The organism is Kitasatospora sp. NPDC034035, assembly GCF_055575755.1.
On record NZ_JBVISA010000005.1, the window covers coordinates 340,995 to 359,649 of the forward strand.

Consider the following 18,655-nt stretch of genomic DNA (forward strand, 5'->3'; position numbering starts at 1 on the left):
GGAGAGAGGGAAGACAGGGGAGGGGAAGAAGACCTAGGGGAGGGTCAACCATTGCCCCGGGATTATCCTTCCTCCCGGAAGGCCCCGCCGCTCAGCCCCGGGGCTGAGCGGCGGGCCCTGTCACGTGCCGGTGGCCCGGACGTAGACGTCGGCGGGCCCCGTCGCCGCCTCCGCCAGTGGACGCGCTGTTCGTCAACACCGGCGTCACTGCGTCCGCGCCGTTCGACTCGACGACGGAGGAGATGTAGGACGAGCTGTTCGGCATCAACGCCGAGGGCCCGTACTTCACGGTGCAGGCGTTGGCGCCGCTGTTGCGCGAGGGAAGCGGTGTGGTTCTCACCACGTCGGTGGTGAACGTCCTGGGCCTCGACGCGCTCAGTGTCCACTCGGCGAGCAAAAAGCAGCCCTGCGGTCGATGTGAGGCAACCTCAGCTACCTGCTGTCATGAGCTCGCAATTCAGCCCTTGTAGGCACTCTGCGGGTACGAAATGATCACCCGATTGGTGCTCTTCGCCCCTCAGGCGGTGCGGAGTGCCCGAAACACCGCCCCGGCACGTGACTTCGCGTTCCGGGATCCTTTGCTGTTGAGGAGTGATGGGCAGCATGCCCGGATCAGGAATGGCGAGAACACGTCCCGGCGGGCGCAGGCGGCAGAGGCGCCTGCGCGGCAATTGCCTCATTGCGTTCACCTTGACGGTGGCGCTGCTGATGGTCGGGTCCGCAGGACCCGCCGTGGCGCAGGGGCCCAGCAAGGGACCTGTCGAGGCGTGCGGCGCGCACGCCACGTCCTTCGCCGTCGAACAGGACGCGCCCGTGACGCTCCGCATGGGCTGCGCCCGTGACGCCGGGACGCTCCGGGAGTTGGGGCAGGCCGATGACGACTTGATCATCGCCCTCGATTTCCACGTTCCCCCCGAGGGCCAGGAGCAGTTGGACAAGGTCAAGTCGAGCTGGGCCGGCTCGATACGTGCCGACCAGGACGCGGGCATGAGCGTGGGCGAGTCGGTGGCCAAGCGGCTCCAGCAGAACAGCGTGGGTATCTACCCCCCGAAGGACTGGAGCCCCACCACCGAACACGACGGGCGGGTGGTCTCCGTTGCGGACAGCCTCGTGTTCGTGGTGGCCAAGGCGGAGGTCGGTACCACGGCGAACTGGTGGCAGAAATTTATCGCCGGTGGTGTCGCCCTCGGTGTCACCATCGTCTCCGGAGCCGTGTGCCTGCTCGCGTTCAACGTGGGGGCTCCGGCGGCGGCCCCGGTGTGCGGAGCGGTGAGCGGGGCGATGGGCGCACTCGTCGGTGAGCTGATGAACGCCTATTACGACAACCGTTCGCTGGGTGATGCCGACGTGTGGAAGGAGGCGCTGTCCGTCGCGATGTGGGGCGGCGTCAGCGGCGGCCTCGGCGGCCAGCTGCTGAAATGGGCTGCCACGGGCACGTCCTCCCTGGTGACGAATGCTCAGAAGAGCCTGCGAGGCTTCGCGACGAAGCTGGGGAACATGGGCAATGTCCTCGGATTCATGGCCGACAGCCTCCACGGTATGGGGCCGAATCTGTACGAGGCCCTGCAAAGGATTTCCCGCGGTGTCGGCCAGTCCACGGTGCCGTTGAAGGTCATGGTGGTGGGCGATTCGATGACTCAGGGCTATGAAGGCGACTGGACCTGGCGCTACCGCCTGTGGGAATGGTTCAAGCAGGAGCACATCGACGTCGATCTCGTCGGCCCGTACGAGGGAACCCGGCCGCAGGCGTCCCCCCAGGCCCCGCCCGTGCCGCCCCTGCAGGGGCAAGCCCCGCAACCGGCTGACAGCGCTCCCGTCACCTCGGGCGGGTACGCCGACGGAGTCGCGGCGGACTTCGACACCGACCACTTCGCGGTCTGGGGACGGCAGGCGGCGCAGGACCAGAAACTGATCGCCGAACAGGTGGCGAAGTACCAGCCCGACCTGCTGCTGGTGGGGCTCGGGTTCAACGACATGGGCTGGTTCGTCAGTGGCCCGGAAGGCACTCTGGACAGCATGCGGGCGCTGGTCGACCGGGCCCGCGCCGTCAAACCGGACCTCAACTTCGCCCTGGCCAACGTTCCGCAGCGGACGTTCATCGGCGGCCGGGACGACCTGCCCGCCAACACCACGACGTACAACAGCATGCTCGCGGACGCGATCCCGTCGTGGAGTACCGGCAAGTCCCGCGTGGCCCTGGTCGACTGGGCGGGAAACTACGGCTGCGACAGGAACAGCTGTCCTGCCGGCTACGACGGGCTGCACCCCAACGCCCTGGGCGAATACCAGATCGCCCAGGCATTCGTGCGCACCTTGCACGACAGCTACGGTCTCGGCAGCCAACTGATCAGCATCCCCGCGCATGTCCCCGACCGGCCGACGCTCGCACCGGGCACGATCCGGGTCGACTCCGGACCGAGCGGAATCACCCTGAAGTGGAAACCGGTCTACGGTGCCCGCGGTTACACCGTCCGGCACCGGATCAAGGGCTCCGGCACCTGGACCGAGACGCCGGTCAAAGCGGCCCGCTTCGACACCACCTGGACCCTCGACGGCTGGGAGTGGGAATACCAGGTCCGCACCGACAACGCCGATGACGGGAAGTCCGGGTGGTCCGAAACGCTCAGTGCTACCGCGCACCCGCAGACCGCCGCGGCGCCTACGGGGATCGTCACCCGCGCCACCGCCACCGGCGTAGACGTGTCCTGGGACACGCCGACCGGCCCGTACACCGACACGATCGACCGGTACGAGATCACCACCTGGGACCGGGACACCCCCGGAGCGTTCATCAACAGCACCGCGGTCAAGGGAAACTCGGTGCACGTCGACGGGTTGAACCCGGGCCACCACTACCTCGTCGCGGTGGCCACGTGGAATGCCGCCGGTGGCGGAATGCCGGGCGTCGCCCGTTCCGTCACCGTCGGCGCCGGGACACCACCGGCCCCCAGCGGCTTGCAGGTCACCTCCACCGACGCCACCACCGTGCAGTTGACCTGGACCGGGTCCAGCCAGGCCGCCGGCTACCGTGTCTGGATCCGTAACATCAACGACGGCAGCCCGTCCAAGGCCGACGAATACGTCACCAACGAAGCCGGCCGGGGCATCGCCTACCTGGCCCCCGGCGTCTGGAACTACGAATTCTGTGTCACCGCCGTCAACGGTGAAGCCGAATCCGGTAAGTCCACCTGCGTGGTCGCCTTGCGGCCTCCGTCGAAAGCCGCGGGCGCGGCTTCGCCGACGGACGCCACGCAGCAGGGCAGCCCGCTTTCTGCCCTGATCCGGGCTCCCCTGGCACCGGCCGCGTCGGCCGGATAGCCCCACCTGACGAGACGGCGGCAGGGAACACGCCCTGCCGCCCCTCGCCTGCCGTGCCTGGGGTTCCCCCGGCGGGCGGGAGGTGCTGATCAGCTGAGGGTCTCCCGGCGACCCGCCCTGAGCGAGGACGAACGCTTGGAGGCGCTCGGCCGACTGCTGACCGACGCGGACACACACCGATGCGCCTCAGTGTCGCCGGCCTCATCGTCCTCCTCTACGCGCAACCCCTTGCCCGGATCGTCCAGTTGACGGTCGAGTGACACCGAGCCGCAGCTGATCAAGGGCGCCCAGGAGGAGCCGGCCCGTGTGGCCCAGTGCCGGTACCGCCCCGGTCAGGATCACCGGTGTGAGGGCCTGGCCTGCGTCGAAGCCGATGCCGAGGAGGCCCTGGTACTGCCGTTGGGCGTTGGGGGCCGGCCGGGGGCAGCCGGTCAGGTGCCATCGGCGACCCGATCGCGAAACAGCGGGTGGCGAAGTCGTCACCACGACCCTCACCGGCCTTACCTGCCTCGCCGCACCCGCCCAGGCCGCCGCACCCGCCCAGGCCGCCGGCCCGGTCCCGGTCACCGGCCCGGTCCCGGCCGCCTCGGGGTCGTCACGCTCGGCGACGCCAAGATCGACGCGAAACTCCCCGGCCGCGTCCGGGTCGACGTCGGCTACCTCTGCTCCGTCGCCACCGAAGCCCGCTCGCTCACCGTCTCCGTCGAACAGAAGGACCCGCAGGACTCCTCCTCGATCGCCTTCGGCTCCAGCCGCACCGCCGAAGCCGACGTCATCTGCGACGGGACGCAGCAGCAACGGCAGATCGTCGTCCAGTCCAAGACCTTCAACTGGATCCCCGGCGCCGATGCCGTCCTCACCGCCACCGTCTCCAACCTCGGCGCCACCCCGCCCGCCGCCGCCGACGCCAAACGCGCCACCCTCACCACCCTCGCCACCACGACCTGAGCCCGGACTGCCCTACGCTCGTTCCCTGCGTGGCCCGATCGAGTTGTCGGAGTTGACGGGGAGCTTGCCCGGAGGATCGGCGACGCCCTGGCCCGGGTGCCCCTGGCCGACCCCTCGTAGGTGTGACCCCGCCGGTGATCAGGGCTGCTGTGGTGCGCCGTGATGTTCTACAGTGCTGTAGAAATAAACGACCGGTGAACGGGGACGCACCATGTACAAGCCGCTTCGGCTGCCGCAGCAGGATCGGGCCGACTTCGAGACGGAGCTCGGGCGGGCGCTCGCCGCGCCGCAGGTGCGGGAGGCGCTGCGGGATGCCGTGGGTGGCGCGCGCGGGGTGGAGTGGTTGCGGGGGGTGGCGCGGGAGAACGCGGAGTTCGTGCTGGCCGCGGCGGCGCCGGAGTACGAGCGTTATGCGGCCCTGCGCGCGGATGTGGACGCGGTGGCGCGGCTGCCGGTGGACGTGCCGGCGCGGGAGCGGGCGTCGGGGTGGTGGGGGGTGCTGGGGGTGATCGTGCCGATCATCGGGGTGGCGGCGGCCCTGGCGTTCCTGCTGCTCGGGTACGCGCTGGGGCTGTCCGAGGACTTGGAGGTGCCGGCCCACGGGCTGCTGACCGCGGGGTGGGTCGCGGCCGGCGTGGCGGCGGTGAGTCTGCTGGTCGGCGGGCTGGGGTTGCTGGGTGCGGCGGCCCGGTCGGCGGAGGCGGCGGACGGGGAGGAGGAAGGGCCGGGGGAAGGGCCGGGGGAGTTGCTGCGGGCGCGCAACGCCTGGCGGGTGGCGTTGGCGGAGCGCGGGCTGGTGCCGTACCTGGTGGCGCAGGCGAATGCCGTGCCCGGTCAGTGACGCCGGTCGAGTTTCGGTGAGCGGGCGGCGTCGACGAGGAGGTGGACGGTGTCGAGGGGGATGCCGAGGCGGCGGGCGATCCAGGGGGCGGGGCGGCCGGCCTTGGCGAGCATCCAGGCGGAGTACAACTGACCGAGCTGGGGCGCGTCTTCGGCGAGCAGGAGGGGGCGGATGGCCTCCATGGGGAAGCCTTCGAGGGCGCGGGCGCTGTACTCGCGCCCGTTGGGTCCGACCGGGGGCAGGGGGAGCGGGCGGCGGGCATCGAGCCAGCGGCTGAAGAGTACGGCGCCGACGACCAGCAGGCCGGCGCCGGAGGCACCGATGAGGATGCCGCCGATGACGGGCCGGTCGTCCTCCTCGGCCATGCCGAGGGCGATCTCCTCCAGAATGAGCAGGCCGAGCACGGCGAGCAGGGCCGCGGTCTCGCCGGGGCGCGGGTGGAGCCGGGACGTCGTCATGCGGAACCTCTTCCTCGGCGGGGTGGCCGGGGCGTTCGGGCGGGCGCGGCGATTCACCTTCCGTACAACGGCGGCGGGCGGCGCGGGGCACGCCCCGACAGGCCTGGTGGTGAACGCCGGATAGATGTTGACGTACCGTCAGAGAGCGTGCACAAGAGGCTGGTTGGCTGAAATCCGGAGGCCGCCTCGGGCCAGAATAGCCCGGACATGACAACTTCGACAGAGTTGTCGAAGTTGCGGAACCCGACCGTACGGCAAGGCGTCGACCCACGTCGGCCTGACCGCCCCGCGTGTGGACCTCCGGTTTCGCGACCGGCACTCCACAGCGCGAGGGGAGGCCGGTACTGATGGGACTCACCGGTCACGCGACGGCGGCAGCGGACCGGCCTCAGCGGGCCAGGAGGGGGAGGGGTGCGCCGGTGCGGGCCGGGAGTTCGAGGCGGGTGAGGAGGGCTGAGGGTGAGACCTCGACGACGCGGCAGCCGGCCCGGTGGCGGCAGTGGCGGGCGACGGAGCCGTGGCGCAGGCGGTCGAAGCGGCGGCGGGTGGCGGCGCCGAGGACGAGCAGGTCGTCGGGGCCGGTGACGGTGCCGATCAGGGCGGCCCCGGGGCCGGCGTTGATCACCAGCGGGCGGATGACCAGGCCGGACGGGTAGCCGCCGTAGGCCTGCTCGAAGGCGACGTCGAGGCGGCGGCGGGCGGCGTGTTCCGGTTCGGAGCGCGGTCGCAGCCCGTCGCGCTCGCCGGCCGTCCACGCGGCGACGGGCACCAGCACAGCTTCGTTCCGGGCCGCCTCGCCGACGGCGTGGTAGAGGGCGGCCAGACTGCTGAGTGATCCGCTCAGGCCGACGATCACTCGGGTGGTCCCGGTCATGGCCGTTCGCCTCCGTCTCTCCGGATTCGCTCCGGATCCGCTCTCTGGGGTTCGCTCCAGTGGGGCCGTCCGGTGGGGTTCTCCGGGTTGGTGCTCCTCGCTTCGGATGACTCCAGTGAACCCCGGAACGGCCTCCTCCGTACCGGCGCTGACACGACCATGACGCCGGTCACACGCATCTTGACGACCTCCTGACGACCTTCTGGCGACCTTCTGCCGGGGCGACGCCGACGTCTGCCTGGGCGAGCGGGGGGCGTTGGTGCCGTCGCCGGTGACCGTCACCGCGCGGATGCCCATCCTGCGCACCACCTCCCTGACAGTGCGTTCGAAGGAGCGTCAGAAGAGTGTCAAGGTCGGCGGCGACGGCGTAGGCGCTGCGTCAATGACGGGTGCGGTCGGTGTGCGGAGGGTCTCCACTGGAGAGGTCCGGCCGTACGGCCACCGCTTGAAGGGATCCCGCCATGACCGACGCCACCCTCGCCGTCGAGCCGCCGCTACGGCGCGTGGTGCGGCTGATCGACCGCCCGGCCGATCCGGAACCGCCGGCCCGGAGGCCGGAACCCGGGCCCGGGGCCGAGCCTGCCCACGACCGTAGCCGCCCGGCCCACTGCCGCATCGCGATGCAGTTCGAAGACTGACCGAGGAGCGCCGCCATGACCCAGCTCATCGCCCCACCCGTTGTCGGTGACGCCCGCGCCGCCGGGCACGCCGCACCCGCCGCCGATGCGCTCGGCGCCCCCTGGCCGGCCTCGGCGCGGCCCGGCCGGGGAGCCGATCTGCTGGTCGGCGGGGTCGGGCTGGCCGAGGCCGCCGAGCGGTTCGCCACCCCGCTGTACGTGCTGGACGAGGGCGAGGTCCGGGCCCGAGCCCGGGCGTACCGGCGGGCGCTGCCGCACGCCGAGGTGCTGTACGCGGCGAAGGCCTTCCTGTGCAGCGCGATGGCCGACTGGGTCGCCGACGAGGGCCTGGGCCTGGACGTGTGCTCCGCCGGTGAGCTGTGGCTGGCGGTCGCGGCCGGATTCCCGGCGCAGCGGATCCTGCTGCACGGCAACGCGAAGTCCCCGGAGGAGCTGCGGCTGGCGCGTCGGCTGCGGGTGGGGCGGATCGTCATCGACGGCCCGGCGGAGATTGCGAGGCTGGCCGCGCTGGTGGCCGCCGACACCCCGCAGAGGGTGCTGGTCCGGGTCGTCCCGGGGATCGCGGCCGGGCACCACGCGGCGGTGCGGACCGGCGTCGGCGGGCAGAAGTTCGGCTTCCCGATCGAGGGCGGTGAGGCGGCCGACGCGATCGCCCGGGTGCTCGATCAGCCGGGGCTCGAACTCGCGGGCCTGCACTGCCACTTGGGCTCGCAGATCACCGAGGTGCAGCCGTACCTGCGGGCGGTGGACGCGCTGGTGCGGCTGCTGGTCGAGGTCCGGGAGCGGCATGGTGGTGTGGAACTGCCCGAGCTGGACCTGGGCGGCGGCCACGGCATCCGCTACCGGTCGGGGGACACGGAGTTGGACCTGGCCGAGTTCGCCGTACGGGTGACCGACCGGCTGGCGGTGCGCTGCGCCGAGGCGGGCCTGGAGGTGCCACGGCTGCTGGTCGAGCCCGGTCGCGCGATCGCCGGGCCGGCGGCGGTGGCGGTGTACCGGGTGCTGTCCGTCAAGCACGGAGCGGACGGCCGCTGCTTCGTCGCGGTGGACGGCGGGATGAGCGACAACCCGCGCCCGGCCCTGTACGGATCGCCGTACGCGGTGCGGTTGGTCGGCCGCCGCTCGGAGGCGGGAGAGGCGACGGTGGACGTGGTCGGCCGCCACTGCGAGGCCGGTGACGTGCTGGTCCGGGATGCGGTGTTGCCCGCCGACCTGCGCCCGGGCGACCTGCTGGCGATGCCCGCCGCCGGCGCGTACCAGCTGTCGATGGCGTCCGGCTACAACCTGGTCGGCCGCCCGGCGGTGGTAGCGGTGCGCGACGGCCGGGCCCGCCTGCTGATCCGCCGGGAGACGGTCGAGGACTTCCGCCTGCGCGAAGTCGGCCGCTGAGGAGGCCGGGTGCGCGAGAAGTCGGCCCTGCCGACTTCTCGCGACACGGCACCCGTGTGGGCTTGGATTTCCGGCGGCAGCGCTCGCGAGCTCAGGCGGCGGGCCCTCGGCGGAGCGCGGTCAGGCGGTCTTGAGGGTGCCGCCGTCGATGACGTGGTCGGCGCCGTGGATGTTGGCGGCGCGGGCCGACAGCAGGAAGGCGACCAGGTCCGCCACCTCCTCGGGGGCGGTGAGGCGGCCCGAGGCGATGCCGAACTGCCCGGGCAGGGCCGCGAGCAGGTCGTCGTGGTCCACGCCGGACGCTGCGGCCACCTTGCCGCCGAACCCGGCCGGGTCGGTCCACAGCGGACTGGCGGTGAGGCCCGGAGTGACGGTGTTCACGCGGACACCGCGCGGCGCCAGTTCCTCGCTGAGCCGCTTCCCGAAGTGGGTCAGCGCTGCCTTGGCCTCCCCGTAGCCGACCGGCGAGCCGGTGGGCATGCGGGCGTTGATCGAGGAGATGTTCACGACCGCGCCCTTGCGCTCCAGGATGCTCGGCAGCGCCGCCTTGGTGGTCCACACCGCGCTGAACAGGTTGAGATCGAACATCCGCTGCCACTGTTCGTCGTCGGTGTCCAGGAACCCGCCGAGGGACAGCGAATTCGCGTCGCCCGCGCCGACGTTGTTGACGAGGAAGTCGATCCCGCCGACCGCGGTGAGCGCCTGGTCGACGATCGACCGCGCCCCCTCGCGGGTGCTCAGGTCGACGGACACCGCCGCGGCGGCGACCTTCTCCAACTCGGGTGTGACGGTGCGGGCGGCACCCACCACCCGGACACCCTCCGCAGCCAGGGTCCGAGCGATCGCGAGGCCGATGCCGCGACTCGCGCCGGTGACCAGAGCGGTCCTGCCGTTGATACCGAGGTCCATGACTTCCCCGTTCGTGGATGACGAATTCTTGAACTGCAGGTCTAAAATCAGGGCGCAAAAAAGCGCCGTTGCTTGAGGCGGCGTGGTTCAGAGGCCTTGAGGTGGTGTGCCTCAGAGGCCTGCCAGGGTCGTGTCGATGATCTGGTGCAGGACCGGCCGGTCGAACGTCTTGGCCATGACCCGGAGCCCGGCAAGGGCGGTCTGGAGGAACAGCGCCTGCGCCCTGGCGTCCAGGGCCCGGTCGATGTCACCGTCCCGCTGCCCCTGCTGGAGGCGGGCGGTGAACAGCCCGATCATGCGCTCCTCCATGCGCCGCACCGCGCGGGTGGCCTCCTCGTCCCGTCGGCCGAGCTCCGAAACGGTGTTCTGGGCGAGGCATCCGCGGCGGACCGGGCCGTCCAGGTCCATGTCCACGAGCAGGACGAAGTACGCGCGGATGCGTTCCTTGGTGGTGCCGGGCCGCGCCAGGAACTCCTCGGTCACCTCTGCCGCGGTTCGGTCGTAGAGGTCCAGAGCCCTGGCGAACAGCTCACGCTTGGAACCGAAGGAGTGGTACAGGCTGCCCTTGCCGATGCCGGTCGCCTCGGCGAGGTCGGCGGGGGAGGTGTCGGCGTAGCCCTTGGTCCAGAACGTCTCCATCGCCTGTGCGATGACCACGTCCGGTTCGAAGCTCTTCGGCCTGCCCATGGCACTACCGTAGCGAGTACTTGACCTCCAGGACAAGTACTAGGCGTCGGCGGGACCGCGAGGCGGGGTCGTCGTTACGCGAGAAGTCGGGCCGGCCGACTTCTTGCGCAAGGGCGTTCGGGAGTTGGGAACTCCGCCGCGCTTGATGGCAGTGACGAACCCGCGCCGACCCGTAGCGACGCCATTCGGGTGAACGGTCGCCAGGTTCCTTCGTTCACGCCCGACGGGCACGCCAAGCTGGGCGGCGCAGTTTCCGAACTGCCGATTCCGAACCTCCGAGGAAAGGCCGGCCGATGACCCGTGCGCTGATCGTGGTGGACGTACAGAAGGACTTCTGCGAGGGCGGAAGTGTGCCGGTCGGGGGTGGTGCCGACCGGGCGCGGGCGATCGCCGACCTCGTTCAGGGGCCGGACCGCAACGGGTGGAGTCGGGTGGTCGCCACCCGGGACCACCACATCGACCCGGGCGGTCACTTCTCCCCGAACCCCGACTTCCGCGACTCCTTCCCGGTGCACTGTGTGGCGGGGAGCGAGGGCGGCGAGTTCCATCCGCTGTTCGCGCCGGCCGTCGAGTCCGGCGCCGTGGACGAGGTGTTCTTCAAGGGTGCGCACTCGGCCTCCAAGAGCGGCTTCGAGGGTTTCACCGCCGACGGCACGCCGATGGCCGACTGGTTGCACGACCAGGGCGTGGACGCGGTGGACGTGGTCGGCATCGCCACCGACCACTGTGTGAAGGCCACCGCGCTGGACGCCGTCAAGGCCGGGTTCGCCACCCGTGTCCTGCTGGACTACACGGCGGGCGTCGCCGCCGACACCACGGACGCCGCGCTCGGGGAGCTGGGTCGTGCGGGGGTGGACCTGGCGGGCACTCCGGTCGTCCTGGCCGGGTAGTCGCCCTGGCCGGCCGGTCGTGCCGGCCGGATAACAGAACGGTTGCGGAGCCCACCCTTCACGCGTCCAGGGGTTGACGGCGCGGGGAGGGTGGGCGTTTGCTGTGTCCCGCTCGTTGGAACCTGTTTGGTTCTGGTTTGTTTTGTGTGTTTGAACGTTCAAAACGTTGCAAGGCATCACATGGCGAGCGCCACCCACTCCCCTCCCTGCTCTCCAGCGCCGCCCCACCGAGAGGAATGCAATGTCACACCTTTCCCGACGCGACCTGTTCCGCGCCTCCGGAGCCGGCCTGCTGGCCCTCACCGCCGGAGGCGCCCTCACGGCCTGCGGCGGCGGCTCCGGCTCGGGCGGTGCCTCGGGCGGGGACGCCGACACCGGCACCATCACCGTCTGGTCCTGGGCCACCGCCGCCGACGCCCTGCGCGGCATCGTCCCGGCCTTCGAGAAGGACAACCCCGGGATCAAGGTCGACGTCCAGGACATCGGCGAACCCGCCATCTGGGACAAGATCACCGTCGGCCTGGCGGCCGGCGGCCAGGGCCTCGGCGACGTTCTGCACATCGGCTGCGACTACCTGCCGGGGTACATGGAGAAGTTCCCCGGCGGCCTCGCCAACCTCTCCGAGTTCGGCGCCGACGCCCACAAGGACAAGTTCGCCAAGGGCCTGTGGCCGGTCGTCACCGGCAAGGACGGCCACGCCTACGCGCTGCCCTGGGAGGTCAACCCGCTCGGGTTCTACTACCGCAAGGACTACTTCGACCGGGCCGGCATCGACCCCGAGTCCCTCGCCACCTGGGACGACCTGATAGCCGTCGCCGACCGCTTCAAGGCCGCCAACCCCGGCATCGCCATGATCGGCCTCAACAAGGCCGCCAACCCCACCCCCGACCTGGACTTCCTCCAGGGCCTGATGCAGCTCCAGGGCGCCTTCTACTTCGACCTCCAGGGGAAGATCACCGTCGGGTCCGAGCCGGCCGTGCGCGCCCTGACCATCATCAAGCGGCTGGAGGAGGCCGGGATGATCGGCGACACCCCCGGCGTCCAGAGCTGGCCGCCCGTGATGAAGACCGGCAAGCTCGCGGTGGCCGCGATGCCCGCCTGGGCCGCGCACTACCTGGAGAAGAAGTTCCCCGACCAGAGCGGCAACTGGCGCCTCACCAAGCCCCCGGCGGTCACCCCGGGCGGCAAGCACACCGCCCTGGTGAACTCCACCCACCTGGCCGTCGCCGCCTCCAGCCCGCGCCGCCGCGCCGCCTGGAAGTTCGTCGAGTACGCGCTCACCCGCCCCGTCTCGCTGAACGCCATGTTCAACGCGGGCGGCGTCTTCCCCGCCCTCACCGAGGCCTACACCGACCCGCTGTACTCCGCGCCGAGCGCCTTCTACGGCGGCCAGCCGGTGCTCAAGACCTTCGCCGACCTCGCCACCGACGGCGGCGACCCCACCAACTACTCCGGCGACTACGCCCGCGCCCTCAAGCTCGTCAGCGACGCCCAGACCAAGATCCTGCTCAAGGGCGGCGACCCGGCCGCCGTCCTCCAGGACGCCGCCAAGCAGCTCGCCCAGCAGACCGGGCGCGGTATCGCATGACCGCCGCCACCCCGTCCGTCGCCCTCGCCAAGGAGGCCGCGCGGGCGCACCGCACCTTCCGGTGGCGCCGCACCGCCCTGCCGTACCTGCTGCTCGCCCCCGCCCTGCTCACCTTCGGCGTGTTCAAGGCCTACCCGGTCATCGACTCGCTGCTGCTCTCCTTCACCACCGGCTCCGGGGCCGCCACCCGCAACGCCGGCGTCGCCAACTACCGGCGCCTGCTGGACGATCCGCTGTTCTGGACGGCGCTGCGCAACACCGCCGAGATCCTGATCGTGCAGGTCCCGCTGATGCTCGGCCTGGCCCTGCTGATGGCCGTCGGCATCAACTCCGTCGTGGTGCGCTGGCGCGCCGTGTGGCGGCTCGGCGTCTTCATGCCCTCCGTCACCGGCCTGGTCGCCACGGGCGTGATCTTCGCCTTCCTGCTCAACACCGACAACGGCGCGGTCAACTGGCTGCTGAACGCCGTCGGCCTGCCCGCCGTCGACTGGCTGGGCGACCCGTTCTGGGCCCGGATGTCCGTCGTCCTGGTGCTCACCTGGCACTACACCGGCTACAACGCGGTCATCTACCTGGCCGGCCTGCAGGGCATTCCCAAGGAGCTGTACGAGGCCGCGATGGTCGACGGCGCCGGACCGATCCGTCGCTTCACCGCCATCACCGTCCCCGCGCTGCGCCCGGTGCTGCTGTTCACCGTCGTGCTGTCCACCATCGGCACGCTCCAACTCTTCGACGAGCCCTACGTGCTGACCGGCGGCGGCCCGGACAACGCGACCCTCACCGTCTCGATGTACCTGTACCAGAACGGCTTCCGGTACTTCGACTTCGGCTACGCCTCCGCCATCGCCTACGCGCTCACCCTGCTCGTGTCGGTGCTCGGAGCGGTCCAGATGCGCCTGATGGGAGAGCGTGACCGGTGAACCTCAAGAAACTGCGGGGCTGGCCGCTCACCTTCGCCCTGGCCGCCGTCACGGGCCTGTCCATCGGACCGTTCTACTGGCTGGTGATCTCCTCGACCCGCCAGGACACGGAGATCTTCGACTGGCCGCCCAAGCTGCTGCCCGGCGGCCACCTGGGCGAGAACCTCGACCACCTCCAGCAGAAGATCGGCCTGCTCCGGGTGGTCGGCAACTCGCTGCTGGTGGCCGGGATCCAGACGATCGGCGCGCTGATCGTCGCACTGCTCGCCGGGTACGCCTTCGCCAAGTTCCGCTTCCGGGGCCGTACCGTGCTCTTCGCGCTGCTGTTCTCCACCCTCGTGGTGCCCGAACAGGTCATGCTGGTACCGCTGTTCAAGATGATGACGTCCTTCGGGCTGCTCGACACCTACCAGGCGCTCATCCTGCCCGGGCTCTGCGTGCCGTTCGCCATCTTCCTGATGCGCCAGTCGCTCTCCAGCATGCCGGACGAACTCCTGGACGCCGCCCGGGTCGACGGCGCGGGCGAGTTCCGGGTGCTGTGGAGCGTCGTCGTGCCGGTCATGCGGCCGGTGCTCGCCGCCCTGTCGATCTTCCTGTTCCTGGGCTCCTGGAACCAGTTCGTCTGGCCGCTGGTGGCTCTACGCAGCCCCGAGATGCACACCCTGCCGGTGGCCCTCGCCACCCTGCACGGCAACAAGAGCAACACCGACTACGGCGCGATCCTCTCCGGCACCGCGCTCTCCACCCTGCCGATGATGGTCCTCTTCCTGGTCCTCCAGCGGCAGTTCATCTCCGGCCTGCTGGCCGGCGCCACGAAGGGTTGATCATGACCGAGATCTGGGAACCGCACGCCCCGACGGTCGCCGGCGGCCTGCGCCCGCTGTACGCCGAGGGCGTGGAGCTGCGGGTCAGCGGTGCGGCGACCGCCCGCTCGGTGGGCGACGGGGTGGTGGAGGTGAGCGCCGAGGGAACGGGCGAGGTGCGGATCGAGTGGCGGGTGCCCTGCGTCGACGCCACCTCCCTCTGGACCCCTGAGCCGCGCGGCACCGGCTGGCTGCCCGCCGCCTGGAGCGCCCCGCGCCGCACCGGCCTGGCCATCGGCGCGCCGATCGCCGCCCTGGTCGGCACCGGCGACGTCACGCTGTGCGCCTTCGCCGCCGGGCGCCCCGACGTGCTGGCCGGGGCCGGAGTGGTCGAGGAGACCGGCGAGTTCCGGTTCTGGGCGCAGGCCACCGACCGGCTCACGGTGCGGATCGACACCTCGCGCCGGCACTACGCCCGCAGCCTGGCCGAACTCGCCGCCTGGTGGGGCGAGGACTTCACGGCCGACATCCCCGAGCCCGCCCGCCGCCCGGCCTACTCCACCTGGTACTCGATGCACCAGGACGTCTCGCCCAAGGGCGTCGAGACCCAGGCCGCGCTCGGCAAGGAGCTCGGCATGGACGTGATCATCGTGGACGACGGCTGGATGACCGCCGACCGTACCCGCGGCTACGCCCACTGCGGCGACTGGGAGCCGGTCTCGCTGCCCGACACCGCCGCCCACGTGCGGCGCGTCCACGAGCTCGGCGTGCGCTACCTGCTCTGGTACGCGCTGCCGTTCATCGGCAAGGACAGTGCGGCGTACGAGCGGATCGGCCGCTACGCGCTCGCCGACGTCGCCCACATGGGCGCCATCGTCGCCGACCCGCGCTACCCCGAGGTCCGCGACTTCCTCACCGACCGGCTCGCCCGCGCCGTCGAGGAGTGGGGCATGGACGGCCTCAAGGTCGACTTCGTCGACTGGTTCACCCGCGCCGCCGACAGCGCCGACGCTCCGGAGGCCGGCCCCGAGGCGGACTGCGCGAGCGTGGACGAGGGCGTGCAGCGGCTGCTCGCCGCCATCCGGCGCCGGATCACCGCCGCCGACCCGGAGGCGATGATCGAGCACCGCCAGCCGTACGTCAGCCCGGGTCTGTGGCCGTACGTCACCATGGTCCGCGCCACCGACTGCCCGCTCAGCCCGCAGGAGAACCGGCAGCGGACCATCGACGTACGCCTCGCCGCCGGGCCCGTCCCCGTCCACGCCGACATGCTGATGTGGCACCCGGCCGAACCGCCGGAGCAGATCGCCTGCCATCTGATCAACGTCCTGTTCTCCGTCCCGCAGGTCTCCGTCGACCTCACCACGCTGAGCGACGCGCAGCGCGAGGCCATCGCCTTCTGGCTCGGCGTCTTCCGCGACCACACCGCCACCCTGCAGCTCGGCGAACTGCTCCCCGCCCGGCCCGACCTCGGCTACCCGATGGTCACCGCGCGCGGAACCGACACCGTCGCCGTCGCCCGCTACGCCGCGCTGCCGGTGGACGCCTCCGACGACGGCTGGCGCACCCTGCTGGTGGCCAACGCCGACGCCGACCCGGACGTCCGGCTCACCGGCGGCAGCGGGACCGCCGCGATGACGGTGCGGGACGCCCGAGGGCGTATCGTCCGGCAGGGCGAGGTCGAGCTGGACCGGGCGGACACCATTCCCGTGCCGCGCGGCGGGCTGCTGACCCTGCGCCGCTGACCCCGTGCCGCCGCCGGCCGTGCACTGCCGCTGACCGTGTACTGCCGCCGACCGTGCACCGCCGCCGACCATGCCTGGAGGAGACCGCGTGCCCGAGGGACCGCAGCGACCGCGCCGCGGCGCCACCACGATCGAGGAGGTCGCCCGCGCGGCCGGGGTCTCCCGGCAGACCGTCTCCAACGCGCTCAACGCCCCGCACCGGGTCCGCCCGGCGACCCTGGACCGGGTGACCGCCGCGATCCGCGAACTCGGCTACCAGCCCGACCAGTCGGCCCGCTCACTGCGCAGCGGCGCCCGGCGCACCCTCGGCTACCTCGCCCCGGTCGACGACCCGCTCGACCCCAACCCGCTGATGGCCGGCTTCCTGGAGGCCCTGGTCGACGCGGCCGGGGCCGAGGGCCAGCGGGTGCTGCTGTTCCGGGCCGCCCCGCCGGCCGGGAACCCGGCCGCCGCGATCGACGAACTGGTGGCGGCCCGCCAGGTGGACGGGCTGGTGCTGGCCGACGTGCTGGCCGACGACGCCCGGATCGCGCACGTCGCCCGGCTCGGCGTCCCCTTCGTCAGCTTCGGCCGCACCGGCCCGGGGGAGCCGCAGCACTGGGTGGACATCGCCAACGACGCGGCGATGGCGGCGGTGGTGCGGCACCTCGCGGCGCTGGGCCACCGCCGGATCGGCTACCTCGGCGCCGCCGAGGACCTGCCCTGGATGGCGGCACGGCGGGCGGGCTTCCTCGCCGAGGCAGGGCGGCTGGGGCTGTCCGCGGTGACGGTGGGCGCTCCGGAGACGCCGGTCGGTCCGGCCGGGACAGTCGGTCCGGACGGGGCGGGGGCCGTCGGCGGGGCGGGCGCGGCGGGCTCGGCAGGGGTGGATGCCGCGGAAGGCGCCGCGGGTTCGGGCCCGGCGGAGGGCTCGGGGGCGCCTCGGTCGGCGGTCGCCGCCGTCCGGGCGCTGCTGCGCCGCCCCGACCGGCCGACCGCCTTCGCGGCGGGCAGCGACCTGCTGGCGCTGGACGTGTACGAGGCGGTCCGGGCGGAAGGGCTGGTGGTCGGGCCCGGCGGAGTGGCCGTCACCGGCTTCCACGACACCCCGCTCTGCCGCCACCTGCACCCCGCGCTGACCTCCGTCCGGCTGCCGCTGCGGGCGATCGCCGGCGCCCTGGTGGGCCGACTGCTCGGCCAGGTGCGCGGGGAGGCGGGGCCGGTGGCGGGGCTGGAGCTGCCTGCCGAGCTGGTGGCGCGGGGGAGCAGCGGGTAGGCGGACGAGTCCTACTCGGTGGCCGGTGCGACGATCAGTTCGCCGACCAGCCCGGCGGCCGTCGCCCGCTGCTCGGCGGGCAGGGCGTCGTCGGTGACCAGGACGTCCAGCTGCTCCAGGGTGGCGAAGGAGGCCAGGCCGACCGCGTTCCACTTGGTGTGGTCGGCCACCACGACCACCCGGCGGGCCGACTGCAGGAAGGCGCGGTTGGTCTCCGCCTCGGCCAGGTTGGGCGTGGTCAGCCCGGTCTCGGGGGAGAGGCCGTGGCAGCCCAGGATCAGGAGGTTGACGTGCAGGGAGCGGATCGCCTGGTCGGCCACCGGTCCGACCAGCGCGTCCGAGGGCGTCCGGACGCCGCCGGTGAGGATCACCGTCGTGGTGGCGGGGGTGCCGTCCTCGTCGGGCTGTTCGAGGAGGTCGGCGATCCGCAGCGAGTTGGTGACCACCGTGAGGCCCTCGACCGCCCGCAGATGTCGGGCGACCGCGAAGGTGGTCGTTCCGGCGGCCAGCCCGACCGCCGAGCCGGGCGGCACCAGCGCGGCGGCCGCCCGGGCGATCGCCTCCTTGGCGGGCATTTCCCAGTGCGCCTTGGTCTCGAACCCGGGCTCGCCGCTGGCCGGCGCCTCGATCCGCACCGCGCCGCCGTGTACCTTCTGGACCAGGCCGCGGCGGGCCAGTGCGTCCAGGTCGCGGCGGATCGTCATGTCGGACACCCCGAGGTCCCGGACCAGCTCGGTCACCCGGACCCCGCCACGCGCGCGGACCTGCTCCAGGATCTGCACGCGACGCTGCCCGGCGAGCGGTTGGGCGCTGTCAGCCATCGGGAGGCCTCCTTCGACCACTTCCGGTGAGTGGTCCTGGTGGATAATGTTTGGGAGTGTAGCTTTCTGTTGATTCCAACGGCTTCACTCAGAGGAAGAAGGCCATGCCCGGGACGACCCTGGCTCAGCCCACCGTCAGGACCGCGACCACCCTCGCGGACGGTCGGCAGCTGATCTACTACGACCGCGGCACCGCCGCCCCCCGAACCGCCCCCGACCGGCGCCCGCTGGACCCCCAGGCCCCCGGGTCCGAGGTCCGGCTCGACCCGGCCACCGGCGACTGGGTCACCATCGCCGCCCACCGTCAGGCCCGCACCTACCAGCCACCGGCCGAGGAATGCCCGCTCTGCCCGTCCCGGGACGGGCGGCTCAGCGAGATCCCGGCCGAGGACTACCAGGTGGCCGTCTTCGAGAACCGCTTCCCCTCGCTCGCCGGCCCGCCGGCCGACCCCTCCCCGGACGCCGACGGCCTGTGGACCGGCGGTCCCGGCGCCGGCCGCTGCGAGGTCGTCTGTTTCACCGCCGACCACGACGCCTCCTTCGCCGACCTCACCCCCGAGCGGGCCCGCCT

General features: G+C 71.9%; 16 protein-coding genes and 2 pseudogenes. 13 read left to right on the forward strand and 5 right to left on the reverse strand.

The window, feature by feature from the left end; all coding sequences use genetic code 11:
• Positions 1 to 176: 176 nt before the first annotated feature.
• The 4 genes and pseudogenes from ACZ52J_RS10235 to ACZ52J_RS10250 form a co-directional block, all read left to right on the forward strand.
• Positions 177 to 418: pseudogene (locus tag ACZ52J_RS10235) on the forward strand (SDR family NAD(P)-dependent oxidoreductase); the annotation flags it as partial.
• Between the two features lie 278 nt (positions 419 to 696).
• Positions 697 to 3,318 (forward strand): fibronectin type III domain-containing protein, encoded by a 2,622-nt coding sequence (locus ACZ52J_RS10240; RefSeq protein ID WP_465617381.1) that lies wholly within the window; start codon positions 697 to 699, stop codon positions 3,316 to 3,318.
• 435 nt (positions 3,319 to 3,753) lie between these two features.
• Positions 3,754 to 4,266, forward strand: coding sequence for a hypothetical protein (locus ACZ52J_RS10245; RefSeq protein WP_465617383.1), 513 nt, complete (start codon positions 3,754 to 3,756; stop codon positions 4,264 to 4,266).
• Between the two features lie 211 nt (positions 4,267 to 4,477).
• A complete protein-coding gene (locus ACZ52J_RS10250) occupies positions 4,478 to 5,107 on the forward strand; it encodes a hypothetical protein (protein WP_465617385.1) in 630 nt (209 codons plus the stop codon).
• Here the strand turns inward: ACZ52J_RS10250 and ACZ52J_RS10255 are convergent.
• Positions 5,101 to 5,565 (reverse strand): hypothetical protein, encoded by a 465-nt coding sequence (locus ACZ52J_RS10255; RefSeq protein WP_465617387.1) that lies wholly within the window; start codon positions 5,563 to 5,565, stop codon positions 5,101 to 5,103. The two genes, ACZ52J_RS10250 and ACZ52J_RS10255, sit on opposite strands and share 7 nt — an antisense overlap.
• Positions 5,566 to 5,953: 388 nt before the next feature.
• A complete protein-coding gene (locus ACZ52J_RS10260) occupies positions 5,954 to 6,439 on the reverse strand; it encodes a universal stress protein (protein WP_465617389.1) in 486 nt (161 codons plus the stop codon).
• Between the two features lie 461 nt (positions 6,440 to 6,900).
• Here ACZ52J_RS10260 and ACZ52J_RS10265 point away from each other — a divergent pair, with 461 nt between their 5' ends.
• Both ACZ52J_RS10265 and lysA read left to right on the forward strand, forming a co-directional pair.
• Positions 6,901 to 7,077, forward strand: a complete 177-nt coding sequence (locus tag ACZ52J_RS10265; RefSeq protein WP_465617391.1) for a hypothetical protein — start codon at positions 6,901 to 6,903, stop codon at positions 7,075 to 7,077.
• A 15-nt stretch (positions 7,078 to 7,092) separates the two neighbouring features.
• Positions 7,093 to 8,466 (forward strand): diaminopimelate decarboxylase, encoded by a 1,374-nt coding sequence (gene lysA / locus ACZ52J_RS10270; RefSeq protein ID WP_465617393.1) that lies wholly within the window; start codon positions 7,093 to 7,095, stop codon positions 8,464 to 8,466.
• A 120-nt stretch (positions 8,467 to 8,586) separates the two neighbouring features.
• On the opposite strand, the gene ACZ52J_RS10275 is transcribed toward lysA, so the two are convergent.
• Together ACZ52J_RS10275 and ACZ52J_RS10280 are read right to left on the reverse strand one after the other, a co-directional pair.
• Positions 8,587 to 9,375 carry an SDR family oxidoreductase gene (locus ACZ52J_RS10275; RefSeq protein WP_465617395.1) on the reverse strand — a complete coding sequence of 263 codons (789 nt, stop codon included), beginning with the start codon at positions 9,373 to 9,375 and terminating at the stop codon, positions 8,587 to 8,589.
• A 111-nt stretch (positions 9,376 to 9,486) separates the two neighbouring features.
• The gene (locus ACZ52J_RS10280; RefSeq protein WP_465617397.1) at positions 9,487 to 10,062 is read right to left on the reverse strand and encodes a TetR/AcrR family transcriptional regulator; all 576 of its coding nucleotides are present in this window, start codon (positions 10,060 to 10,062) and stop codon (positions 9,487 to 9,489) included.
• A gap of 293 nt (positions 10,063 to 10,355) precedes the next feature.
• Between ACZ52J_RS10280 and ACZ52J_RS10285 the strand changes: the two genes are divergently transcribed.
• The 6 genes from ACZ52J_RS10285 to ACZ52J_RS10310 all read left to right on the forward strand — a co-directional run bounded on the left by ACZ52J_RS10285 (position 10,356) and on the right by ACZ52J_RS10310 (position 17,263).
• Positions 10,356 to 10,952: an isochorismatase family protein gene (locus ACZ52J_RS10285; RefSeq protein WP_465617399.1), complete on the forward strand. Its 597-nt coding sequence runs from the start codon at positions 10,356 to 10,358 to the stop codon at positions 10,950 to 10,952.
• Positions 10,953 to 11,193: 241 nt separating this feature from the next.
• Complete coding sequence (locus ACZ52J_RS10290) at positions 11,194 to 12,540, forward strand: ABC transporter substrate-binding protein (protein WP_465617401.1); 1,347 nt, start codon at positions 11,194 to 11,196, stop codon at positions 12,538 to 12,540.
• Entirely contained in the window at positions 12,537 to 13,460 is a 924-nt protein-coding gene (locus tag ACZ52J_RS10295) for a carbohydrate ABC transporter permease (protein WP_465617403.1), read from the forward strand. Before ACZ52J_RS10290 ends, ACZ52J_RS10295 begins: the two co-directional genes overlap by 4 nt.
• The gene (locus tag ACZ52J_RS10300) at positions 13,457 to 14,284 is read left to right on the forward strand and encodes a carbohydrate ABC transporter permease (protein WP_465617405.1); all 828 of its coding nucleotides are present in this window, start codon (positions 13,457 to 13,459) and stop codon (positions 14,282 to 14,284) included. Before ACZ52J_RS10295 ends, ACZ52J_RS10300 begins: the two co-directional genes overlap by 4 nt.
• Before the next feature lie 2 nt (positions 14,285 to 14,286).
• Positions 14,287 to 16,008: a glycoside hydrolase family 36 protein gene (locus tag ACZ52J_RS10305; protein WP_465617407.1), complete on the forward strand. Its 1,722-nt coding sequence runs from the start codon at positions 14,287 to 14,289 to the stop codon at positions 16,006 to 16,008.
• Positions 16,009 to 16,096: 88 nt separating this feature from the next.
• Positions 16,097 to 17,263, forward strand: a complete 1,167-nt coding sequence (locus ACZ52J_RS10310) for a LacI family DNA-binding transcriptional regulator (protein ID WP_465617409.1) — start codon at positions 16,097 to 16,099, stop codon at positions 17,261 to 17,263.
• A gap of 11 nt (positions 17,264 to 17,274) precedes the next feature.
• Here the strand turns inward: ACZ52J_RS10310 and ACZ52J_RS10315 are convergent, their stop codons facing one another.
• Positions 17,275 to 18,084, reverse strand: coding sequence for a DeoR/GlpR family DNA-binding transcription regulator (locus ACZ52J_RS10315; protein ID WP_465617411.1), 810 nt, complete (start codon positions 18,082 to 18,084; stop codon positions 17,275 to 17,277).
• Between the two features lie 104 nt (positions 18,085 to 18,188).
• Here ACZ52J_RS10315 and ACZ52J_RS10320 point away from each other — a divergent pair.
• A pseudogene (locus tag ACZ52J_RS10320) lies at positions 18,189 to 18,655 on the forward strand (galactose-1-phosphate uridylyltransferase); the annotation flags it as partial.

Bases quoted from the DNA above. Each gene is read 5' to 3' on its own strand.
- ACZ52J_RS10305 (WP_465617407.1), top strand. From the start codon at position 14,287: ATGACCGAGATCTGGGAACCGCACGCCCCGACGGTCGCCGGCGGCCTG.
- ACZ52J_RS10275 (WP_465617395.1), bottom strand. From the start codon at position 9,375: ATGGACCTCGGTATCAACGGCAGGACCGCTCTGGTCACCGGCGCGAGT.
- ACZ52J_RS10315 (WP_465617411.1), bottom strand. From the start codon at position 18,084: ATGGCTGACAGCGCCCAACCGCTCGCCGGGCAGCGTCGCGTGCAGATC.
- ACZ52J_RS10295 (WP_465617403.1), top strand. From the start codon at position 12,537: ATGACCGCCGCCACCCCGTCCGTCGCCCTCGCCAAGGAGGCCGCGCGG.
- ACZ52J_RS10290 (WP_465617401.1), top strand. From the start codon at position 11,194: ATGTCACACCTTTCCCGACGCGACCTGTTCCGCGCCTCCGGAGCCGGC.
- ACZ52J_RS10265 (WP_465617391.1), top strand. From the start codon at position 6,901: ATGACCGACGCCACCCTCGCCGTCGAGCCGCCGCTACGGCGCGTGGTG.
- ACZ52J_RS10255 (WP_465617387.1), bottom strand. From the start codon at position 5,565: ATGACGACGTCCCGGCTCCACCCGCGCCCCGGCGAGACCGCGGCCCTG.
- ACZ52J_RS10250 (WP_465617385.1), top strand. From the start codon at position 4,478: ATGTACAAGCCGCTTCGGCTGCCGCAGCAGGATCGGGCCGACTTCGAG.
- ACZ52J_RS10280 (WP_465617397.1), bottom strand. From the start codon at position 10,062: ATGGGCAGGCCGAAGAGCTTCGAACCGGACGTGGTCATCGCACAGGCG.
- ACZ52J_RS10285 (WP_465617399.1), top strand. From the start codon at position 10,356: ATGACCCGTGCGCTGATCGTGGTGGACGTACAGAAGGACTTCTGCGAG.
- lysA (WP_465617393.1), top strand. From the start codon at position 7,093: ATGACCCAGCTCATCGCCCCACCCGTTGTCGGTGACGCCCGCGCCGCC.
- ACZ52J_RS10260 (WP_465617389.1), bottom strand. From the start codon at position 6,439: ATGACCGGGACCACCCGAGTGATCGTCGGCCTGAGCGGATCACTCAGC.